Here is a 14,572-nt window from a genome sequence, read left to right as displayed (position 1 = left end):
AAGTGGCTTATTGCAGTTGGTCTCGAATCACTTTTTTGTTGATCTTGCCAACACTTGTTTTCGGAATGTCGTCAACAAAGTCGATCCGGGTGGGTATCGCCCACTTATTGATCTCACCGTTGTCGACATGTTGTTGCAGATGGCTCTGTATATCTTCCGCGGTTGCTTGCTCGCCTGGCTTCAGGGTTACCAGAGCATAGGGCCGCTCACCCCATTTTTCATCAGGAATACCCACCACCGCAGCACCGGAGACGGCAGAGTGCTGGCTGATTAGGTTTTCCAGATCGAGGGACGATAGCCACTCGCCGCCGGTTTTGATGACATCCTTGATGCGATCTTTAATGGTCAGCGTGTTGTTCGGCTCCATAGAGGCAACATCCCCGGTGTGCAGCCAGCCACCTTCCCAGAGCTCCTCACCTTTGGCGGGCTCTTTGATATAGCTTTGGGTGAGCCAGGGTGCACGCGCAACAACTTCGCCCTTGGCTTCGCCATCGTGGGGTACAGGGTTGCCATCCGTATCAACAATCTCCAGCTCTACCATAGGCACCGCAATGCCCGTCTTGATGCGTTTCGGTGTCTGTTGTTCCAAGGGTAGTTCAAGGTCTTCCGGCTTGAGGAAGGTGGTGCTGAGCAAGGGGCAGGTTTCAGACATGCCGTAGCCGGTATACATGCGAATGCCGAGCTTCGCGCCTGCATCACAAAGGCCTTTGGTCAAAGCGCTACCGCCAATCAATACCTGCCAATTGCTTAGATCTGCTGTTTTGATGGACTCAGTAGCCATCATCATTTGCATGACGGTTGGTACACAGTGCGAGAAAGATACTTTGTGCTCTTTAATCAGATCGACCAGCAATTCCGGCTCATAGCGGCCCGGATAAACCTGTTTTATGCCCATCATGGTTGCGGCATAGGGAACGCCCCAGGCATGCACGTGGAACATGGGGGTAACCGGCATGTATACAGACGATGAGCGCAGCAGAGGCATTTCGTCATAGGAAGAAAGCGACCCTGTCATGGCCAGTGTATGCAGAACCAGCTGGCGGTGGCTGAAGAAAACGCCTTTGGGGTTTCCTGTGGTGCCCGTGGTGTAAAAGGTGGTTGCGAGGCTGTTCTCATCAAAGTCGGGGAAGTCGAACTCTGTGCCAGCAGAGGCTAGCAGAGCCTCGTATTCGCCAGCGGTATCGAGTTTTGTATCTTTCGCGGTTTTTTCATCGCTAAGCTGAATGTAGGTTTTAACCGTTGTGATTTCGCTCTGCAGGCCTTCCAGAATCGGCAGGAAATCATCATGCACCAAAACCACGTCGTCTTCTGCGTGATTCATGGTGTAAACAATTTGATCGGGCGATAAGCGCACGTTAATGGTGTGCAAAACGGCACCGATCATGGGGATGGCAAAAAAGCACTCCAGATAGCGCGGCGTATCCCAGTCCATAACGGCGACCGTATCGCCCGGCTTAACGCCCGCATCGGTGAGGGCGTTGGCGAGGCGATGGATGCGCTCGACCAGATCTGTGTAGGTGTACTTGCTTTTGTTGGCGTACACAATTTCCTGATCTGGCGAATATCTTGGCCCGGAGAGCAACAGTTGTTTGATCAAAAGCTGGTACTGGTGGGCATTTTTTGCGGCAGGTAAAATTCGCGTTTGTGCCATATCTGGAATCCTCTTTCCCGTTTGTTAGTCTTGTCTGAGAAGTTGGTTCAATCTGACATAAATTGAGTGAAATCGGAAGCTTGCTAAGCTCTGGCCTCTACAGGTGCTGGAGGCCAAGCTTAAACTGGAGCTACTGCTCCCATGGTTTGCCTTCGGTGTCTTCCACTGTTTTTACGCCTATGTGCATGGCCGCTTTGGCCAGCATGTTGGCACTCACGGGTGCCGTCATTAGCAGAAACACAGTGATCAGAACTTCCGAGATGCCTATACCCTCGCCAATGGCGCTGAAATAGATAACTGAACTGAGCATGATAGCGCCTACGCCAACGGTGGTTGCCTTGGTTGGGCCATGCAGGCGGGTATAAAAATCTGGCAGTCGGGCCAAGCCGATTGCACCGACCAGAGTAAAAGCACCACCAAAAATCAGTAGGGCCGAGATAGCGTATTCTGCCAATGGGCTCATGATTTATCTCCCGTTTTTACTCAATGACGCTGCCGCGTTTTAGGTATTTGGCCATAGCCACAGTGCTAACAAAGCCCATAACCGCAATCAGCAAGGCAGACTCCAGATACATGCGCGTGCCCAGCGTAATGCCCAGCAGGATAATCAAGGCAATGGCGTTGATGTACAGCGTATCAATGGCCAAAACCCGATCGGGCTCATCTGGTCCCTTTATCAAACGGTAGACGTTTAATAGAGCGGCTAGGGTTACCATGGCGATGGTTGAATACAGGGCAATGGCGATCATTGGAACATCTCCATCAGCGGCTTTTCGTAGCTGTTGTAAATGGCGTCAATAACTTCCTGATCGCTGGTTGCGTCGAGCGCATGGATCAGTAGGGTCTTGTTGTCATCGCTTACGTCCGCACTGACGGTTCCGGGGGTGAGCGAGATGGTGCTGGCGAGAATGGAGATCGCCAACGGATGATCAAGCTGCAGCGGGTAGCTGATAAATGCTGGCCGTGGGTTTCGGGGGCTCAGAATCAACCAGGCTACTGAAAAACTGGCGATCACAATGTCCTTTAACACCCGTAATATATACGCAGGCATGCGCCAAACCTTTACAAATGCTGGGCGCTCCGGCCAAAAGCCATGGGTTACTTGAGGAATCAGCCAGGCCAGAATAAGGCCGAGAACAACGCTGCCTCCGGATACACCATCGCTGAGTATTTGCCAAATAAGAAACAGAATGAGGCTCAGCCAGGGTTGAGGAAAGCTCAGGCGATCAAACATCAGTTTATCTCCCCGACCAATGGGTTTTGTGGCGTGTGCATGGGTGTTTGCAGAATATTGATATAGCCCTGATTGTCATGCAGCTGCTCTGCTGTTGCGCGGGTGAAGTCGCTCAGTGGGCCAGCCAGTACAACGATGAGCATGGTGAGACAAGTTAATATTCCGGTGGAAACCGCTACTCGGTTGTTTATGGGTTCTGGGGTTTCCAGATGGCCATCTACGTTCCACCAGAAAACAATACTGCCAGCCCGGCTGTAAGCGATAAGCGTGAGGAAGCCGCCAACTAGCAAAACACTCCAGAGCCATGCCATTTCAACGCCGGGCTCTACGGACTTAAGAATAAGCAATTTGCCGAAGAATCCGCTCAGAGGTGGCAAGCCGGAAGCGGCTACTGCACCGATAAGGAACAACACACTCAGGAAGGTTCTATGGCGCATTTTGGGTGCGGTTACAATTTTGTCCGCCGCTGTGCCTCTCTGGCTCGCCACTAATTCGGCCACTAAAAACAGAGCGGCAACGGTCCAGGTGGTGCTCACCAGATAAAACAGAGCAGCCGATAGGCCATCCTCGGAACCAAGTGAGATAGGAGCGAGTAGAGTCCCTACGGAAATAATAACCTGCCAGGCTACGAGCGTTTTGAGGTTATCCGCGCCCAAGGCCCCAATGACACCCATGCTCAGTGTGACCAACGCCAGAGGGAAGAGCCAGTCCATACCTAAATTGGCGAGCTCGCCAGCATTTTCCCCGAATATCAGCGGGTAGATTCTCACAATGGCGTAGACACCTACTTTGGTCATCACCGCAAACAGGGCGGCAACAGGGGCGGTTGCTCTGGCATAAGCTTTGGGTAGCCAGAAACAGAGTGGCAGGATGGCTGCTTTCAGGCCGAAAACAACCAGTAGCATCATGCCTCCAGCCTTAACAAGGTTTAGGTTGCTGCCTGTCACTTGTGGAATTTTTACAGCTAGGTCCGCCATGTTCAGGGTACCAGTTACGCTGTAAATCATGCCGACGCTGATCAGGAACAGGGCTGACCCTGCCAGATTAAGAACCACATAATGAAGCCCAGGTACAGTGCGAGATGTGCCTCCGCCGTGCATGAGCAACCCGTAAGAGGCAATAAGCAGAACCTCAAACGCAACGAAAAGGTTAAATAGGTCGCCGGTGAGAAAAGCAATGTTCAGCCCCATTAGCTGGAACAGAAACAATGCGTGGAACTGGCGGTTTCCTTCATCGGCACCGCCGCTCGCATAAATGTGGCAAAACAGGCCAAGAACCGCTGTTAACACCAGCATCAAGGCAGCCAATCTGTCGAGCACCAGCACAATGCCGAAGGGCGGTTGCCAATTGCCGAAGGCATAAACGCGGTAGCTGCCATCGCTGGCAAGTGCCAACAAAACAACAGCGGACACCAGCATAAGCACGGTAGTCGCAATTGCGAGCGTGCGGCGCAGGCTGATCGGGGCATAACCCATAAATACCTGAAGAATACCGCCGAGCAGCGGGATCAGAATCGGAGCGATAAGCCAGTGCGTCATTTACTGCTTACCTCTTGCTCAATCTTGGAGGGGGGTGTGGTGGCCTCACGCCGACCATCCACATGGTCGTTTTCGTTGTCTGCCAGATTACGCAGCGACAGAACAACCAAAAATGCTGTCATGGCAAAACCAATAACGATAGCCGTAAGCACCAGAGCTTGAGGCAAAGGGTCAGAATAGCTCGCAGTAGTTCCGATGACGGGTTGTTGGCCTGTAGCGAGGCGCCCGGAGGCGAACAGGAACAGGTTTACACCGTAGGAAAGCAGTGTCAGCCCCATGACCACCGGGAAAGTGCGAGCGCGAAGCAGCAAGTAGACCCCCGATGTTGTTAAGGCACCGATAGCGATTGCAAATAACAGTTCCATTACGCGCCCTCCATTTTGCTTTTGATGGCCGAATGAGGCGACAGTCGGCCGATGCTGACCAGTGCCAGCAAGGTTGCGCCGATCACCGCTAGGTAAACGCCTAAATCAAACACCAAGGCTGAAGCCACTTCGAACTTGCCCACCACAGGCCAGGTTATGTAGCCAAATGTGGTTGTCAGGAAGGGATATCCGAAGGCTAGGCTGCCAGCACCGGCGATGGTGGCAAACAATAGACCGAGGCCAATCACGTTGTGGTACCGGAAGGGAATACGATCCTCGGTCCACACCATGCCACTGGCGATATATTGGAGAATCAGCGCCACGGAGGTAATCAACCCTGCAATAAAACCGCCCCCGGGTAGGTTGTGCCCGCGCAGGAAGATATAGGCAGACACCATGAGTGCCAACGGCAGCATAGGCCGGGCAATCTGTCGTAGCATCAAGGGGTAGTGATCCCGTGTCCAAGCATGCCCCAGACCATCTCCCGGCGGGGGAGTCAGAGCAGTGTTTTTCAGCATGGCGTAGATACCAAGTGCCGCGATGGCCAGCACCGTTATCTCGCCGAGCGTATCGAAGCCACGGAAGTCGACCAGAATTACGTTAACCACATTGGTGCCACCGCCGCCCGGTTTGCTGTTTTCTAGGAAGAAGTCGGAGATGGAGCTGAATGGCTGGGTCAACATGGCCAGCGTAATCAGGGTCATGCCGGCACCGGCCGCCAGAGCAATCAAAACGTCGCGTACGCGACGGCTGCGAGAGCTTTCCATGGGCGTCCAAGAGGGCATGTAATACAGCGCCAGCATAAGCAGAACAATTGTGACAACTTCAACCGAAAGCTGAGTCATGGCGAGATCCGGTGCAGAGAATCGGGCGAACGCTAACGCTACGATCAGGCCAACAACGCTGAGAAGTACCAGCGCGTAAAAACGCTCTCGGTGCCAGAGTGCGGTCGCCAGAGCTGCAATGACCAACACACCTGCGGCAATGGCCGTTGGCCAATCCACAGGGCTTAGCCCGTTTTCACCAATGTAGAAACCATGCTCCGCAAGCGGCATGACCGCTACCGCAATAACGCTAACGATCAGAAGCGTGGCGTAGCGCTGCAAAGAACCGTTTTCGAGCCATCCGGTAAAGCTGCGAGCCATGTCTTCAATCTTTGAAACCGCAAACTCGAATACAGCCTTGCCGTCCACTTCCTTAAGCTGGGCGTGGAAATCGAAAAAGCGTTGGCGTTGGGTGTACATGAGTAGGCCGCCAAAGAAGGCCAGAAAACTCATCAGCAGTGGCAGGTTGAAGCCATGAAGAATGGCCAGTTGATAGTCTGGCACTTCGCCGCCAAGGGTTGCAGATGCAGCGGAATACAACAGGGGCCCAACGGAGACCGTTGGGAAGACACCAACCATGATGCAGGCGAATACAAGGATCTCCACGGGAAACTTCATGTAGCGGGGTGGTTCATGGGGCGGGAACTTGGGTAGATCCACAGGCTTGCCGTTAAAAAATACATCGTGGACAAAGCGCGCCGAGTAGGCAACCGCAAAAATGCCCGCCAAAGTTGCAACAATTGGCGGTACCCACGCCCAGAGGCCAGGAAGGTTGAGCTGTAGCGACTCGGCGAAGAACATTTCCTTACTGAGAAAGCCGTTCAGCAATGGGACACCCGCCATGGATGAGGCTGCGACCATGGCCAGAGTTGCTGTGTGGGGCATATAGCGCCAGAGCCCGTTGATTCGCCGCATGTCGCGGGTGCCTGTTTCATGGTCGATGATACCGGCAGCCATGAACAGTGAAGCCTTGAAGGTGGCATGGTTGATTACGTGGAATATCGCTGCAACAGCAGCCAGTTGAGTACCCATGCCTAATAACAACGTGATTAAACCCAGATGGCTAACGGTTGAATAGGCGAGCAGCCCTTTCAAATCGTGTTTGAACATGGCGATATAGGCGCCAAGAAGCAGTGTGGCCATGCCGGTAAAACTGACCATGTAGAACCATTGCTCGGTTCCCGCCAAAGCCGGATATAAGCGCGCCATCAAGAAGATGCCCGCTTTAACCATGGTGGCAGAGTGCAGGTAAGCAGAGATCGGAGTAGGCGCCTGCATGGCATGGGGCAGCCAGAAATGGAACGGGAACTGGGCTGACTTGGTAAAAGCGCCAAGCAAAACCAGAGTTAATGCCACCGGGTACAACGCATGGGCTTTGATCTGATCGCCCGCGGCAAGCACATCGTCCAGCTCAAAGCTGCCCACAATATTGCCGATGAGCAAGATACCGCCCAGCAGGGCTAGCCCGCCGCCGCCGGTGATCGCCAACGCCATCCGTGCGCCGCGCCGGGCATCCTGTTTGTGTGTCCAGAAGCTGATCAGCAGGAAAGATGTGAGGCTGGTGATTTCCCAGAAAATAAGCATCAAAAGCAAGTTGCCAGAGAGGACTATCCCTAGCATGGAGCCTTTGAAACATAGAAGCAGGGAGTAAAACTTGGCCACGTTCTCACTGGCTTTGAGGTAGTAGTGAGAATAAATAATAACCAACAGGCCGATAACGAGTATCAGCAGTGCGAAGAGAAGCGCCAAACCATCGAGGCGAAAACTAAAGGAAAGCCCGAGAACCGGCAGCCACTCATATGTGTGAAGCACCGTGCCGCCAGCAGAAAGAACCGACCAATGTGGAAACAGCGCGGCCAGCGCAATCAGAGCGGGAACGGATGATGCTATTGCGATAGCGGTTCGCCCACCCTGAGCAAATAGCGGGGCGGCTATGGCCCCCAAAAATGGCAGTAGTACAACCAGCGGTAGCGACATCGCAACCTCGTTAGCGGTTTTCTTTTCTTATGAATGGAGATGGCTTATGAGCCTGAGTCTAGCCTCCCGTCGCCCACCCTGCATAAATCGCATCAAAGCGATTTGATCAGGCAACAGGAGTTTGATCAGCGAAAGGCCGGTGGGTCTGGAAAGTACGGTAAACGCCCGCGTTGCCGCGCGATGTCAGCGGTAAGAGGGGGGCGATTGATCTGCATGCAGCCGAAGGACCTTGCGGTCATGGTTGCTCCGTTAGTAAAACCTGACATCCGATGATACGTGCCCGTGCTCGTAGGTCAAGTCAACTTGTGATCGATCAAGCGCAGAATGGGAATTTGAGAGTGACGTGGAAGGGCATAGAGAGGCTCATTTTTGTCGTCTGGTGTTTGTCACCTTTGCGCTACTTGGCGGATTTGAGCGCATTGAAAATTGCTTCGGCCTCTGCTTCCAGCACCATGCTGCGCAGATTGTTGCCTTGTTGGGTTGCCTGCTCAATCTGTGCAAGCTTCATGGTGTACAACCTGCTCAGAACTTCAAGCTGGGTTTGTTGAACGGGTGCGTTCATGGCTCATTTCTCCCACATGACACCTGTCAGTATAATTTACAGAAACATCCGGCCAGCGGCCGTTTGGATAATTTGATGCATAACCCGGGCCAAGCGCTCGGCTTGTGGTTAGCGCCCAAACCGCGATCGGTAGGCCCCGGGAGCCAATCCGGTTTGCTTGCGAAATAGTCGGCTAAAAGAGCTGACGTCTTCATAGCCAACCAGCCGGGTAACCTCTTCCACGGGCAAGCGCGAGTTTTCCAAATGTCGCCGAGCGGCTTCAATGCGTATGGATTGCAAATAGCTTGTCGGAGTTTCACCAGTCGCAAGCTTGAAACGACGTATCAGTGAACGCGTTGTCAAACCGCTGAAAGCGGCAAGTGATTGCAGGCTTACGGCTTCTCCATAATGGCTATCCAGCCAGTTCTGGAGCTTTAGGATCACCGAGTCTGAGTGGTACCGCTTGGTTTGAAGTGCGCTGTAGGGTGCCTGACTATTACGCCCCGCATCGATAACAAACGCCTTGGCCAACTCACGGGCAACCCGAGCCCCTGCATAGCGTTCTATAAGGTGCACGCCCAAATCCCACCACGCCATGCCGCCTCCGGCACAGGCGATGTGGCCATCGACTGTGACCAGCTTTTCGGGATTCAGTTTTACTTGTGGGTAGCTCTGGCGAAACCTGTCGCTGAAGCCCCAGTGGGTGGTGGCTTCTTTATTGTTCAACAGCCCCGCTTCAGCCAGAAGAAACGCTCCGGTGCAGTTGCTTGCGAGTTGAACTTGGCTGGTGCTATTTCTATTCGGGGCACTGAACTGGCTAAGCCAGATAATTAGATCCGGATTTGCCATCAGTGCTTGATCAATTGGCGCGCCGATGGTTGGTACGATCACCAGATCGGCGTTCTCCGTTGTCTCTGTATCTAGCTCTTCCCAACTTCCATCTGAAAGCAAAGTGATGCCGTTGATGCAGCGGCAGGGATCTCCGTTACGAGTTAGCAGGCGGGTAGTGAAACGTGGCTCTGGGTGCTCACCGTGAATTCGCGCCCAGGTGACACCGGCCAAACGGAATAAGTCAATTATTCCTGTGATGGCACTGGCTAAAGCGCCGTCAAAACCAATAATTGAAACTTTCTGCATAAACTCTCGAGATCGAGCAACTCTGTTAGGGCGATGGTGGTGCCACTTCTCAGGACTGTCGGCAGCATGGATGCTGCCGTCAAGCTTACATGGATGTATTCACAGCGTGTCCTGAGCAGTGGCACCACCATCGCCCGAGAATGAGGCTTCGAAGCTGGTTGGCGATATTGACCATAATTATGTCATAAACGCCGGTTTCCAGAAAAGCGCGGGTGTGAGAGCCTGTGCATAACAATGAAACTCTCCAGCCAATCATCCGGAAGCTGAAAAAATGACCGATACACTGATAGATCGCCGTGATTTGGCGTTCCAACTCTACGAAGTGCTTGATACTGAAAGCCTGCTAAGCCGTGATCGTTTCAACGAACACAACCGCGATACCTTTGATGCCGTCATTGAAACTGCCGATAAAATGGCCAGAGAGAAGTTTGCCAATCACAACAGTGCTGCAGACAAAGACGAGCCGAAGTTTGTAAACGGCCAAGTCGAAATGCTGCCAGAGGTGAAAGAAGCCTTTGATTCCTATGCCGAGGCGGGGTTTATTGCGGGGCGTTATGACTATGAATTGGGCGGCATGCAGCTCCCCGAGACCGTCATGGCAGCTTGTAACGGCTTTTTCACCGCCGCTAATCCAGGTACCGCAGGTTATCCATTCCTGACCACAGCGGCTGCAAACCTTATCCGTGTGTTTGGTGACGAATCCCAGAAAACCAGCTTCCTACCCAACATGCTCAGTGGTCGATACAGCGGAACAATGGCCCTCACGGAGCCACATGCTGGCTCATCTTTGGCGGACATTCGCACTTCTGCCACCCCTACCGATGATGGCCACTATCTGATCAAAGGCGCAAAAATCTACATCTCTGGTGGTGAGCAGAGCATTACCGAAAATATCGTCCACATGGTGCTCGCCAAAATCAAAGGCGCGCCAGCCGGGGTAAAAGGCATTTCCCTATTTATCGTTCCCAAGTTCCGGGTGGATAGCGACGGAAATCCGGCGGATCGCAACGGCGTGAGTCTTGCTGGGTTGATCCATAAGCTCGGATATCGCGGCACCACCTCCACAGCGCTGAGTTTTGGTGACGATGCCCCTTGCCACGGTTATCTGGTTGGTGAGCCCCATCAGGGCCTGAAGTACATGTTCCAGATGATGAATGAGGCCAGAGTAGGTGTAGGCTTTGGCGCGGCGGTGATTGGGTATCGCGGTTACATGCACAGTCTTGAGTACGCCAAAGACCGGCTTCAGGGCCGCAAGGCGTCGGAAAAGAACCCGGAAAGCCCACAGGTACCGATTATTGATCACGCAGATGTGCGCCGCATGCTGCTGGCTCAGAAAGCATACAGTGAAGGCGGATTAGCACTTTGTCTCTACGGTGCGCGTTTGATGGATGATCAACACACCCATCCGGATGAGCAGAAACGAATCGAAGCTGGCAAACTGCTTGATCTGCTTACGCCTGTGATCAAAACCTGGCCATCAGAGCATGGGCCGAAAGCCAACGATTTGGCGATTCAGGTTTATGGTGGTGCCGGTTACACCCGCGAATACCCAGTGGAGCAGTGCTGGCGCGATAACCGCTTGAACCCCATCCATGAGGGCACTACCGGCATTCAGGGCTTGGATTTGCTGGGCCGTAAGATTTGGCAGGATCAAAGCCATGGTTTGCAGCTGCTTATGCAGGAAATGCAGGTGGATTTGCAGGCAGCTACAACGGATCGCTGTCAGCAGTGGGCGTTATCGTTAAGTGAGACGCTGCAACAGGCCGTTAAAGTGACTCAAAATCTGGGTAAATCTCTAATGAGCGGCGAGGTGGACAAAACTCTGGCGAACGCTTCCTGCTATTTGCATCTGTTCGGGCACATCATTGTAGCTTGGATGTGGCTGCGTCAGGCTAACGCAGCGACTAATGCGCAGGCGTCTGCCAATACTGATGATGAGCGTAACTTCTATCAGGGCAAGCTTCAGGCTGCTCAGTATTTCTTCCATTGGGAGTTGCCAACGGTTGCTCAGGATTTGGTGTTGTTGCGGAATATGGATGACACCTGCCTCAATATGAAAGCGGAGTGGTTCTAGGTTTAAAGTAGGCACAACCGGTGGGGGTCAGCTCCCGGGAAACGCCTGCAAGTACCCCTTCGGGGTCCGGCCAGCAATCACAGCTTACTGTCGCTCGGCTGTCGCATGAAGCTTCGCTTCATAAGCGCTCGGCCTCGCCCATGTAGGGAATGTCGGTGGCCATCCTTGGCCACCGACATTCCCGGGAGTCTGCACCACCCAGCTAAGCCTCAAACTATTGGAGTTCGCTGTCTGGAACTGACGAACTGCTTACAAAAGGTGATACCCATGTCTTTGGTTAAGGTAACGAAGAAAAACCAAATCCTGCTCATAGGGCTAAACCGCCCCGAAAAAATGAACGCCATGAACCGCGCCATGTACCACGAAATCGCTGCGGCTTATTACCAGTTGGAACACGATGACGATTTGAGAGTGGGGCTGATGTATGCCGAAGGCGACCATTTCACCAGCGGTTTGCAGTTAGACGACTGGGCAGGTGTGTTTTCAAACGGTGAGGGTATAGAACCAGCTGAAGGGGAGTTGGATCCGTTTCATATAACCGGCGACGGCCTCAGCAAACCGGTGGTGTTCGCTGCCCAAGGCATTTGTTTTACCTGCGGTGTTGAGATGATGCTGAACACAGATATTCGTGTTGCAGCAAAAGGCACCCGGTTTGCACAGTTAGAAGTCAAACGTGGCATCTTCGCCTGCGGCGGCGCGACCATACGCCTGCAGCGTGAAATCGGCTGGGGCAATGCCCAGCGCTACCTTCTAACCGGCGATGAATGGACGGCAGAGCAAGCTTACGAGTGGGGCTTGATACAGGAGTTGGTCGAGCCGGGTGAGCAGTTTAATGCTGCCCTGAAAATTGCAGAGAAGATCGCTAATGCGGCACCTCTGGGTGTGCGAGGCAGCCTGAAGTCCTCTAAAATCGCGGTAAGCGAAGGTCAGGAAGCCGCCAAGCAACGACTGTTCCCGGATCTGCAGCCAGTGATGGCCAGTGAGGATGTAAAAGAAGGCATCCAGTCTTTCCTCGAACGGCGAGAAGCAGTGTTCCAAGGAAAGTAAGGCAGGCGCTGCGAAGTTTGAAGCTGCCGGTGGGCTCTGCCTCTCAGGACTGTCGGCAGCAAGGATGCTGCCGTCAAGCGTACAGGGGTGAAGCAAGCGTTTATGAAGCGCAGCTTCATGCGCAGTTGAACGATAGCAATCTGCGATTGCTGGCCGGACCCCGCAGGGGGATTTACAGCGTGTCCTGAGAGGCAGAGCCCACCGGCGGCCCGCACCAAAAGTTCGAGGCCAGCAACCCCGAAATCGAGTTTCCGAATGTTTGGAGTCAGGCAGCCTTCTCCGAAGGCGAACTAGCCTCTTCCTCCCGACGAGCAGCAGCCTTAGCCGCCACCTCAGCTGCATAATCTGCATACTTAGCCATCAACTCCGCCTTGCGATCCGGATCCCAGTTGATCTTGCTCAGGTCGCCCTCGTAGTGCTCAATCACCCGCTTATCCATCGTCTCGTACCACCACTGCGGTACATAAGCGGGCATCAGCATAGATGCATAGCCACCCGGTAACTGCGGAGCCTTCTCAAAATGACGTAAAGCCTGATAACTGCGCTGCGGGTGGGCGTGATGGTCTGAGTGACGCTGCAACTGATACAAAAACAAATTCGTCACAATATGATTGCTGTTCCAGCTGTGCTCAGGTTGGGTACGTTGATACTTCCCGTTTTTATCTTTCTGGCGCAGTAGTCCGTAGTGCTCAATGTAATTCACACTCTCCAACAAACTGGCACCATAAACCGCTTGAGCCGCGAGGAACGGAACGGCCCGTGGCCCACAAACCAAGGTCGTCGCGCCAAAGAAACCAGCGCTCATGGCCCAGCCTTGTAAAAGCTCGTTATCCAAGGACCAAAACCCCTTGCCCTTGCGGCCCAAGCGTTCCTTCTCAATCTTCACCGCAGACTTCATACCGCCAAACACTGTACGCGGTAAGAATTTCCAAAAGCTCTCGCCCATACGGCTGCTGGCCGGATCTTCCGGCGTCGCAACGCGCTTGTGATGGCCGAAGTTATGCTCAACCACAAAATGGGTATAGCCCGTAGGTGCCAATGCAGCCATGGCCATCAACTTATTGAACTTATTGGATTTGTGGCCCAGCTCGTGCGCTGTGTTAATGCCAACACCATTGATGGCGCCAACAGTCAGCGTTAGGCCAATCTTGTCCTCTATTGGGGTATTTTTGCGGCTAGCAAGCCAAGCACCCATTACCGTCATTGCATACTGGGTGGGAATGAATGCCTTAACAATGCGATTGTAATACTTGTCTTGTTCCAGAGAACTAACCGCCGATTCCGGCGGATTACTTTTGTCTTCTCCAATGGCCCGGTCCAACGCTGGGATAATTCCATGAACCAGCGCTGGCCCAGTCCAAGCAAGCGCCTTGAGCTTTTTAGGTGCTATCGCGTAACCGGTTAGCGCCGCTAAACCTATGCCGGGTAGGGCTGGCCCGAGTAGCCAGAGGTAGCGCTTAGGGTCTTTCCACTTTCCAGCAACGCCGGTTGCTGTGGGGTTCTCTACTGGTTGATTCGCTGTTTTCGAATCGGATTTTAAACCGACGGTGTCATGAGTTTTGGCGTTCATTGTTTTTCTCCATTGCAGTGCGCGTTCCATTAATTTATGTCGGACAATCTAGCAATGCAACAATAATAAAGATTGTTTTGGAGGTTGGCATAAAATGACAAGGTGGGTTCGGGTGTGTGGGTTGGCCCGCTCGATCCTGAATTTTCAGGGCTTTTCGGGCAGTTTTAGAGGCATTGGCTAAATAAAGGGTAATCTGCAAGTAATTGTGTGGTGTCGAACATGGCCTTACCCTGTACACGGTTACAAACGTTTACCAACAGAGGGATATGTGATGAATAAGTTAACTCTCAGCGCTTTTATTATGTTTTTGACTTTGGGTCTTGCTGCTTGCAGCTCCGAGGATGAAGGAGCTGATTTTGAGAAAGCCGCGGACAACGCTGAAGAAATAATGGACGATGCTGGCAACTCGGTTGAAGAGTCTTATGAAGAAGCCACCGGCCAAGACGAAGGCGTACTCGGCGAAATGAAAGAAGGCGTCGAAAACGCTGGCGAAGAAATGGGCGAGGCTGCTGAAGATGCAGGCGATGCCATTGAGGAAGGTTATGACGAGGTAACCAAATAAGCGGCCAAATCCTCGCTTATTTGCCCCGGCGCGGATCATCTGCGCTTGGGCA

Annotated in this window: 13 protein-coding genes; 3 read left to right on the top strand and 10 right to left on the bottom strand. The window is 53.1% G+C overall.

Features of this window, described 5'->3' with window-relative positions:
• Positions 1-7 precede the first annotated feature (7 nt).
• From FE845_RS13055 to FE845_RS13015, 9 genes are all read right to left on the bottom strand, one after another.
• The gene (locus tag FE845_RS13055) at positions 8-1,651 is read right to left on the bottom strand and encodes a fatty acid--CoA ligase (protein WP_200365314.1); all 1,644 of its coding nucleotides are present in this window, start codon (positions 1,649-1,651) and stop codon (positions 8-10) included.
• Positions 1,652-1,781: 130 nt separating this feature from the next.
• Complete coding sequence (locus FE845_RS13050; protein WP_200365312.1) at positions 1,782-2,114, bottom strand: Na+/H+ antiporter subunit G; 333 nt, start codon at positions 2,112-2,114, stop codon at positions 1,782-1,784.
• Positions 2,115-2,130: 16 nt separating this feature from the next.
• Positions 2,131-2,400, bottom strand: coding sequence for a K+/H+ antiporter subunit F (locus tag FE845_RS13045; RefSeq protein WP_200365310.1), 270 nt, complete (start codon positions 2,398-2,400; stop codon positions 2,131-2,133).
• Complete coding sequence (locus FE845_RS13040; RefSeq protein WP_200365308.1) at positions 2,397-2,885, bottom strand: Na+/H+ antiporter subunit E; 489 nt, start codon at positions 2,883-2,885, stop codon at positions 2,397-2,399. The genes FE845_RS13045 and FE845_RS13040 overlap by 4 nt, the downstream gene beginning before the upstream one ends.
• Positions 2,885-4,423, bottom strand: coding sequence for a monovalent cation/H+ antiporter subunit D (locus FE845_RS13035; RefSeq protein ID WP_200365306.1), 1,539 nt, complete (start codon positions 4,421-4,423; stop codon positions 2,885-2,887). Before FE845_RS13035 ends, FE845_RS13040 begins: the two co-directional genes overlap by 1 nt.
• Complete coding sequence (locus FE845_RS13030) at positions 4,420-4,788, bottom strand: Na+/H+ antiporter subunit C (RefSeq protein WP_200365304.1); 369 nt, start codon at positions 4,786-4,788, stop codon at positions 4,420-4,422. The genes FE845_RS13035 and FE845_RS13030 overlap by 4 nt, the downstream gene beginning before the upstream one ends.
• Positions 4,788-7,589, bottom strand: a complete 2,802-nt coding sequence (locus FE845_RS13025; protein WP_200365301.1) for a monovalent cation/H+ antiporter subunit A — start codon at positions 7,587-7,589, stop codon at positions 4,788-4,790. Before FE845_RS13025 ends, FE845_RS13030 begins: the two co-directional genes overlap by 1 nt.
• A 397-nt stretch (positions 7,590-7,986) precedes the next feature.
• Positions 7,987-8,151: a hypothetical protein gene (locus FE845_RS13020; protein WP_200365299.1), complete on the bottom strand. Its 165-nt coding sequence runs from the start codon at positions 8,149-8,151 to the stop codon at positions 7,987-7,989.
• Positions 8,152-8,259: 108 nt separating this feature from the next.
• Positions 8,260-9,267, bottom strand: a complete 1,008-nt coding sequence (locus tag FE845_RS13015; RefSeq protein ID WP_200365297.1) for a GlxA family transcriptional regulator — start codon at positions 9,265-9,267, stop codon at positions 8,260-8,262.
• A gap of 271 nt (positions 9,268-9,538) precedes the next feature.
• On the opposite strand from FE845_RS13015, the gene FE845_RS13010 reads away from it, so the two are divergent.
• Positions 9,539-11,341: an acyl-CoA dehydrogenase gene (locus FE845_RS13010; RefSeq protein ID WP_200365295.1), complete on the top strand. Its 1,803-nt coding sequence runs from the start codon at positions 9,539-9,541 to the stop codon at positions 11,339-11,341.
• Positions 11,342-11,608: 267 nt separating this feature from the next.
• Positions 11,609-12,388, top strand: a complete 780-nt coding sequence (locus FE845_RS13005; protein ID WP_200365293.1) for a crotonase/enoyl-CoA hydratase family protein — start codon at positions 11,609-11,611, stop codon at positions 12,386-12,388.
• A 265-nt stretch (positions 12,389-12,653) separates the two neighbouring features.
• Here the strand turns inward: FE845_RS13005 and FE845_RS13000 are convergent, their stop codons facing one another.
• Entirely contained in the window at positions 12,654-13,958 is a 1,305-nt protein-coding gene (locus FE845_RS13000; RefSeq protein WP_227714316.1) for an alkane 1-monooxygenase, read from the bottom strand.
• 271 nt (positions 13,959-14,229) lie between these two features.
• Between FE845_RS13000 and FE845_RS12995 the strand changes: the two genes are divergently transcribed.
• On the top strand, positions 14,230-14,520 hold the full coding sequence (locus tag FE845_RS12995; protein WP_200365291.1) for a hypothetical protein: 291 nt from the start codon (positions 14,230-14,232) through the stop codon (positions 14,518-14,520).
• Positions 14,521-14,572 lie beyond the last annotated feature (52 nt).

The sequence above is a fragment of the Marinobacter sp. 1-4A genome, assembly GCF_016597725.1.
Classification (GTDB): domain Bacteria; phylum Pseudomonadota; class Gammaproteobacteria; order Pseudomonadales; family Oleiphilaceae; genus Marinobacter.
The sequence above is the reverse complement of the archived record's forward strand: the minus strand, read 5'-3'. Positions and strand labels throughout refer to the sequence as shown.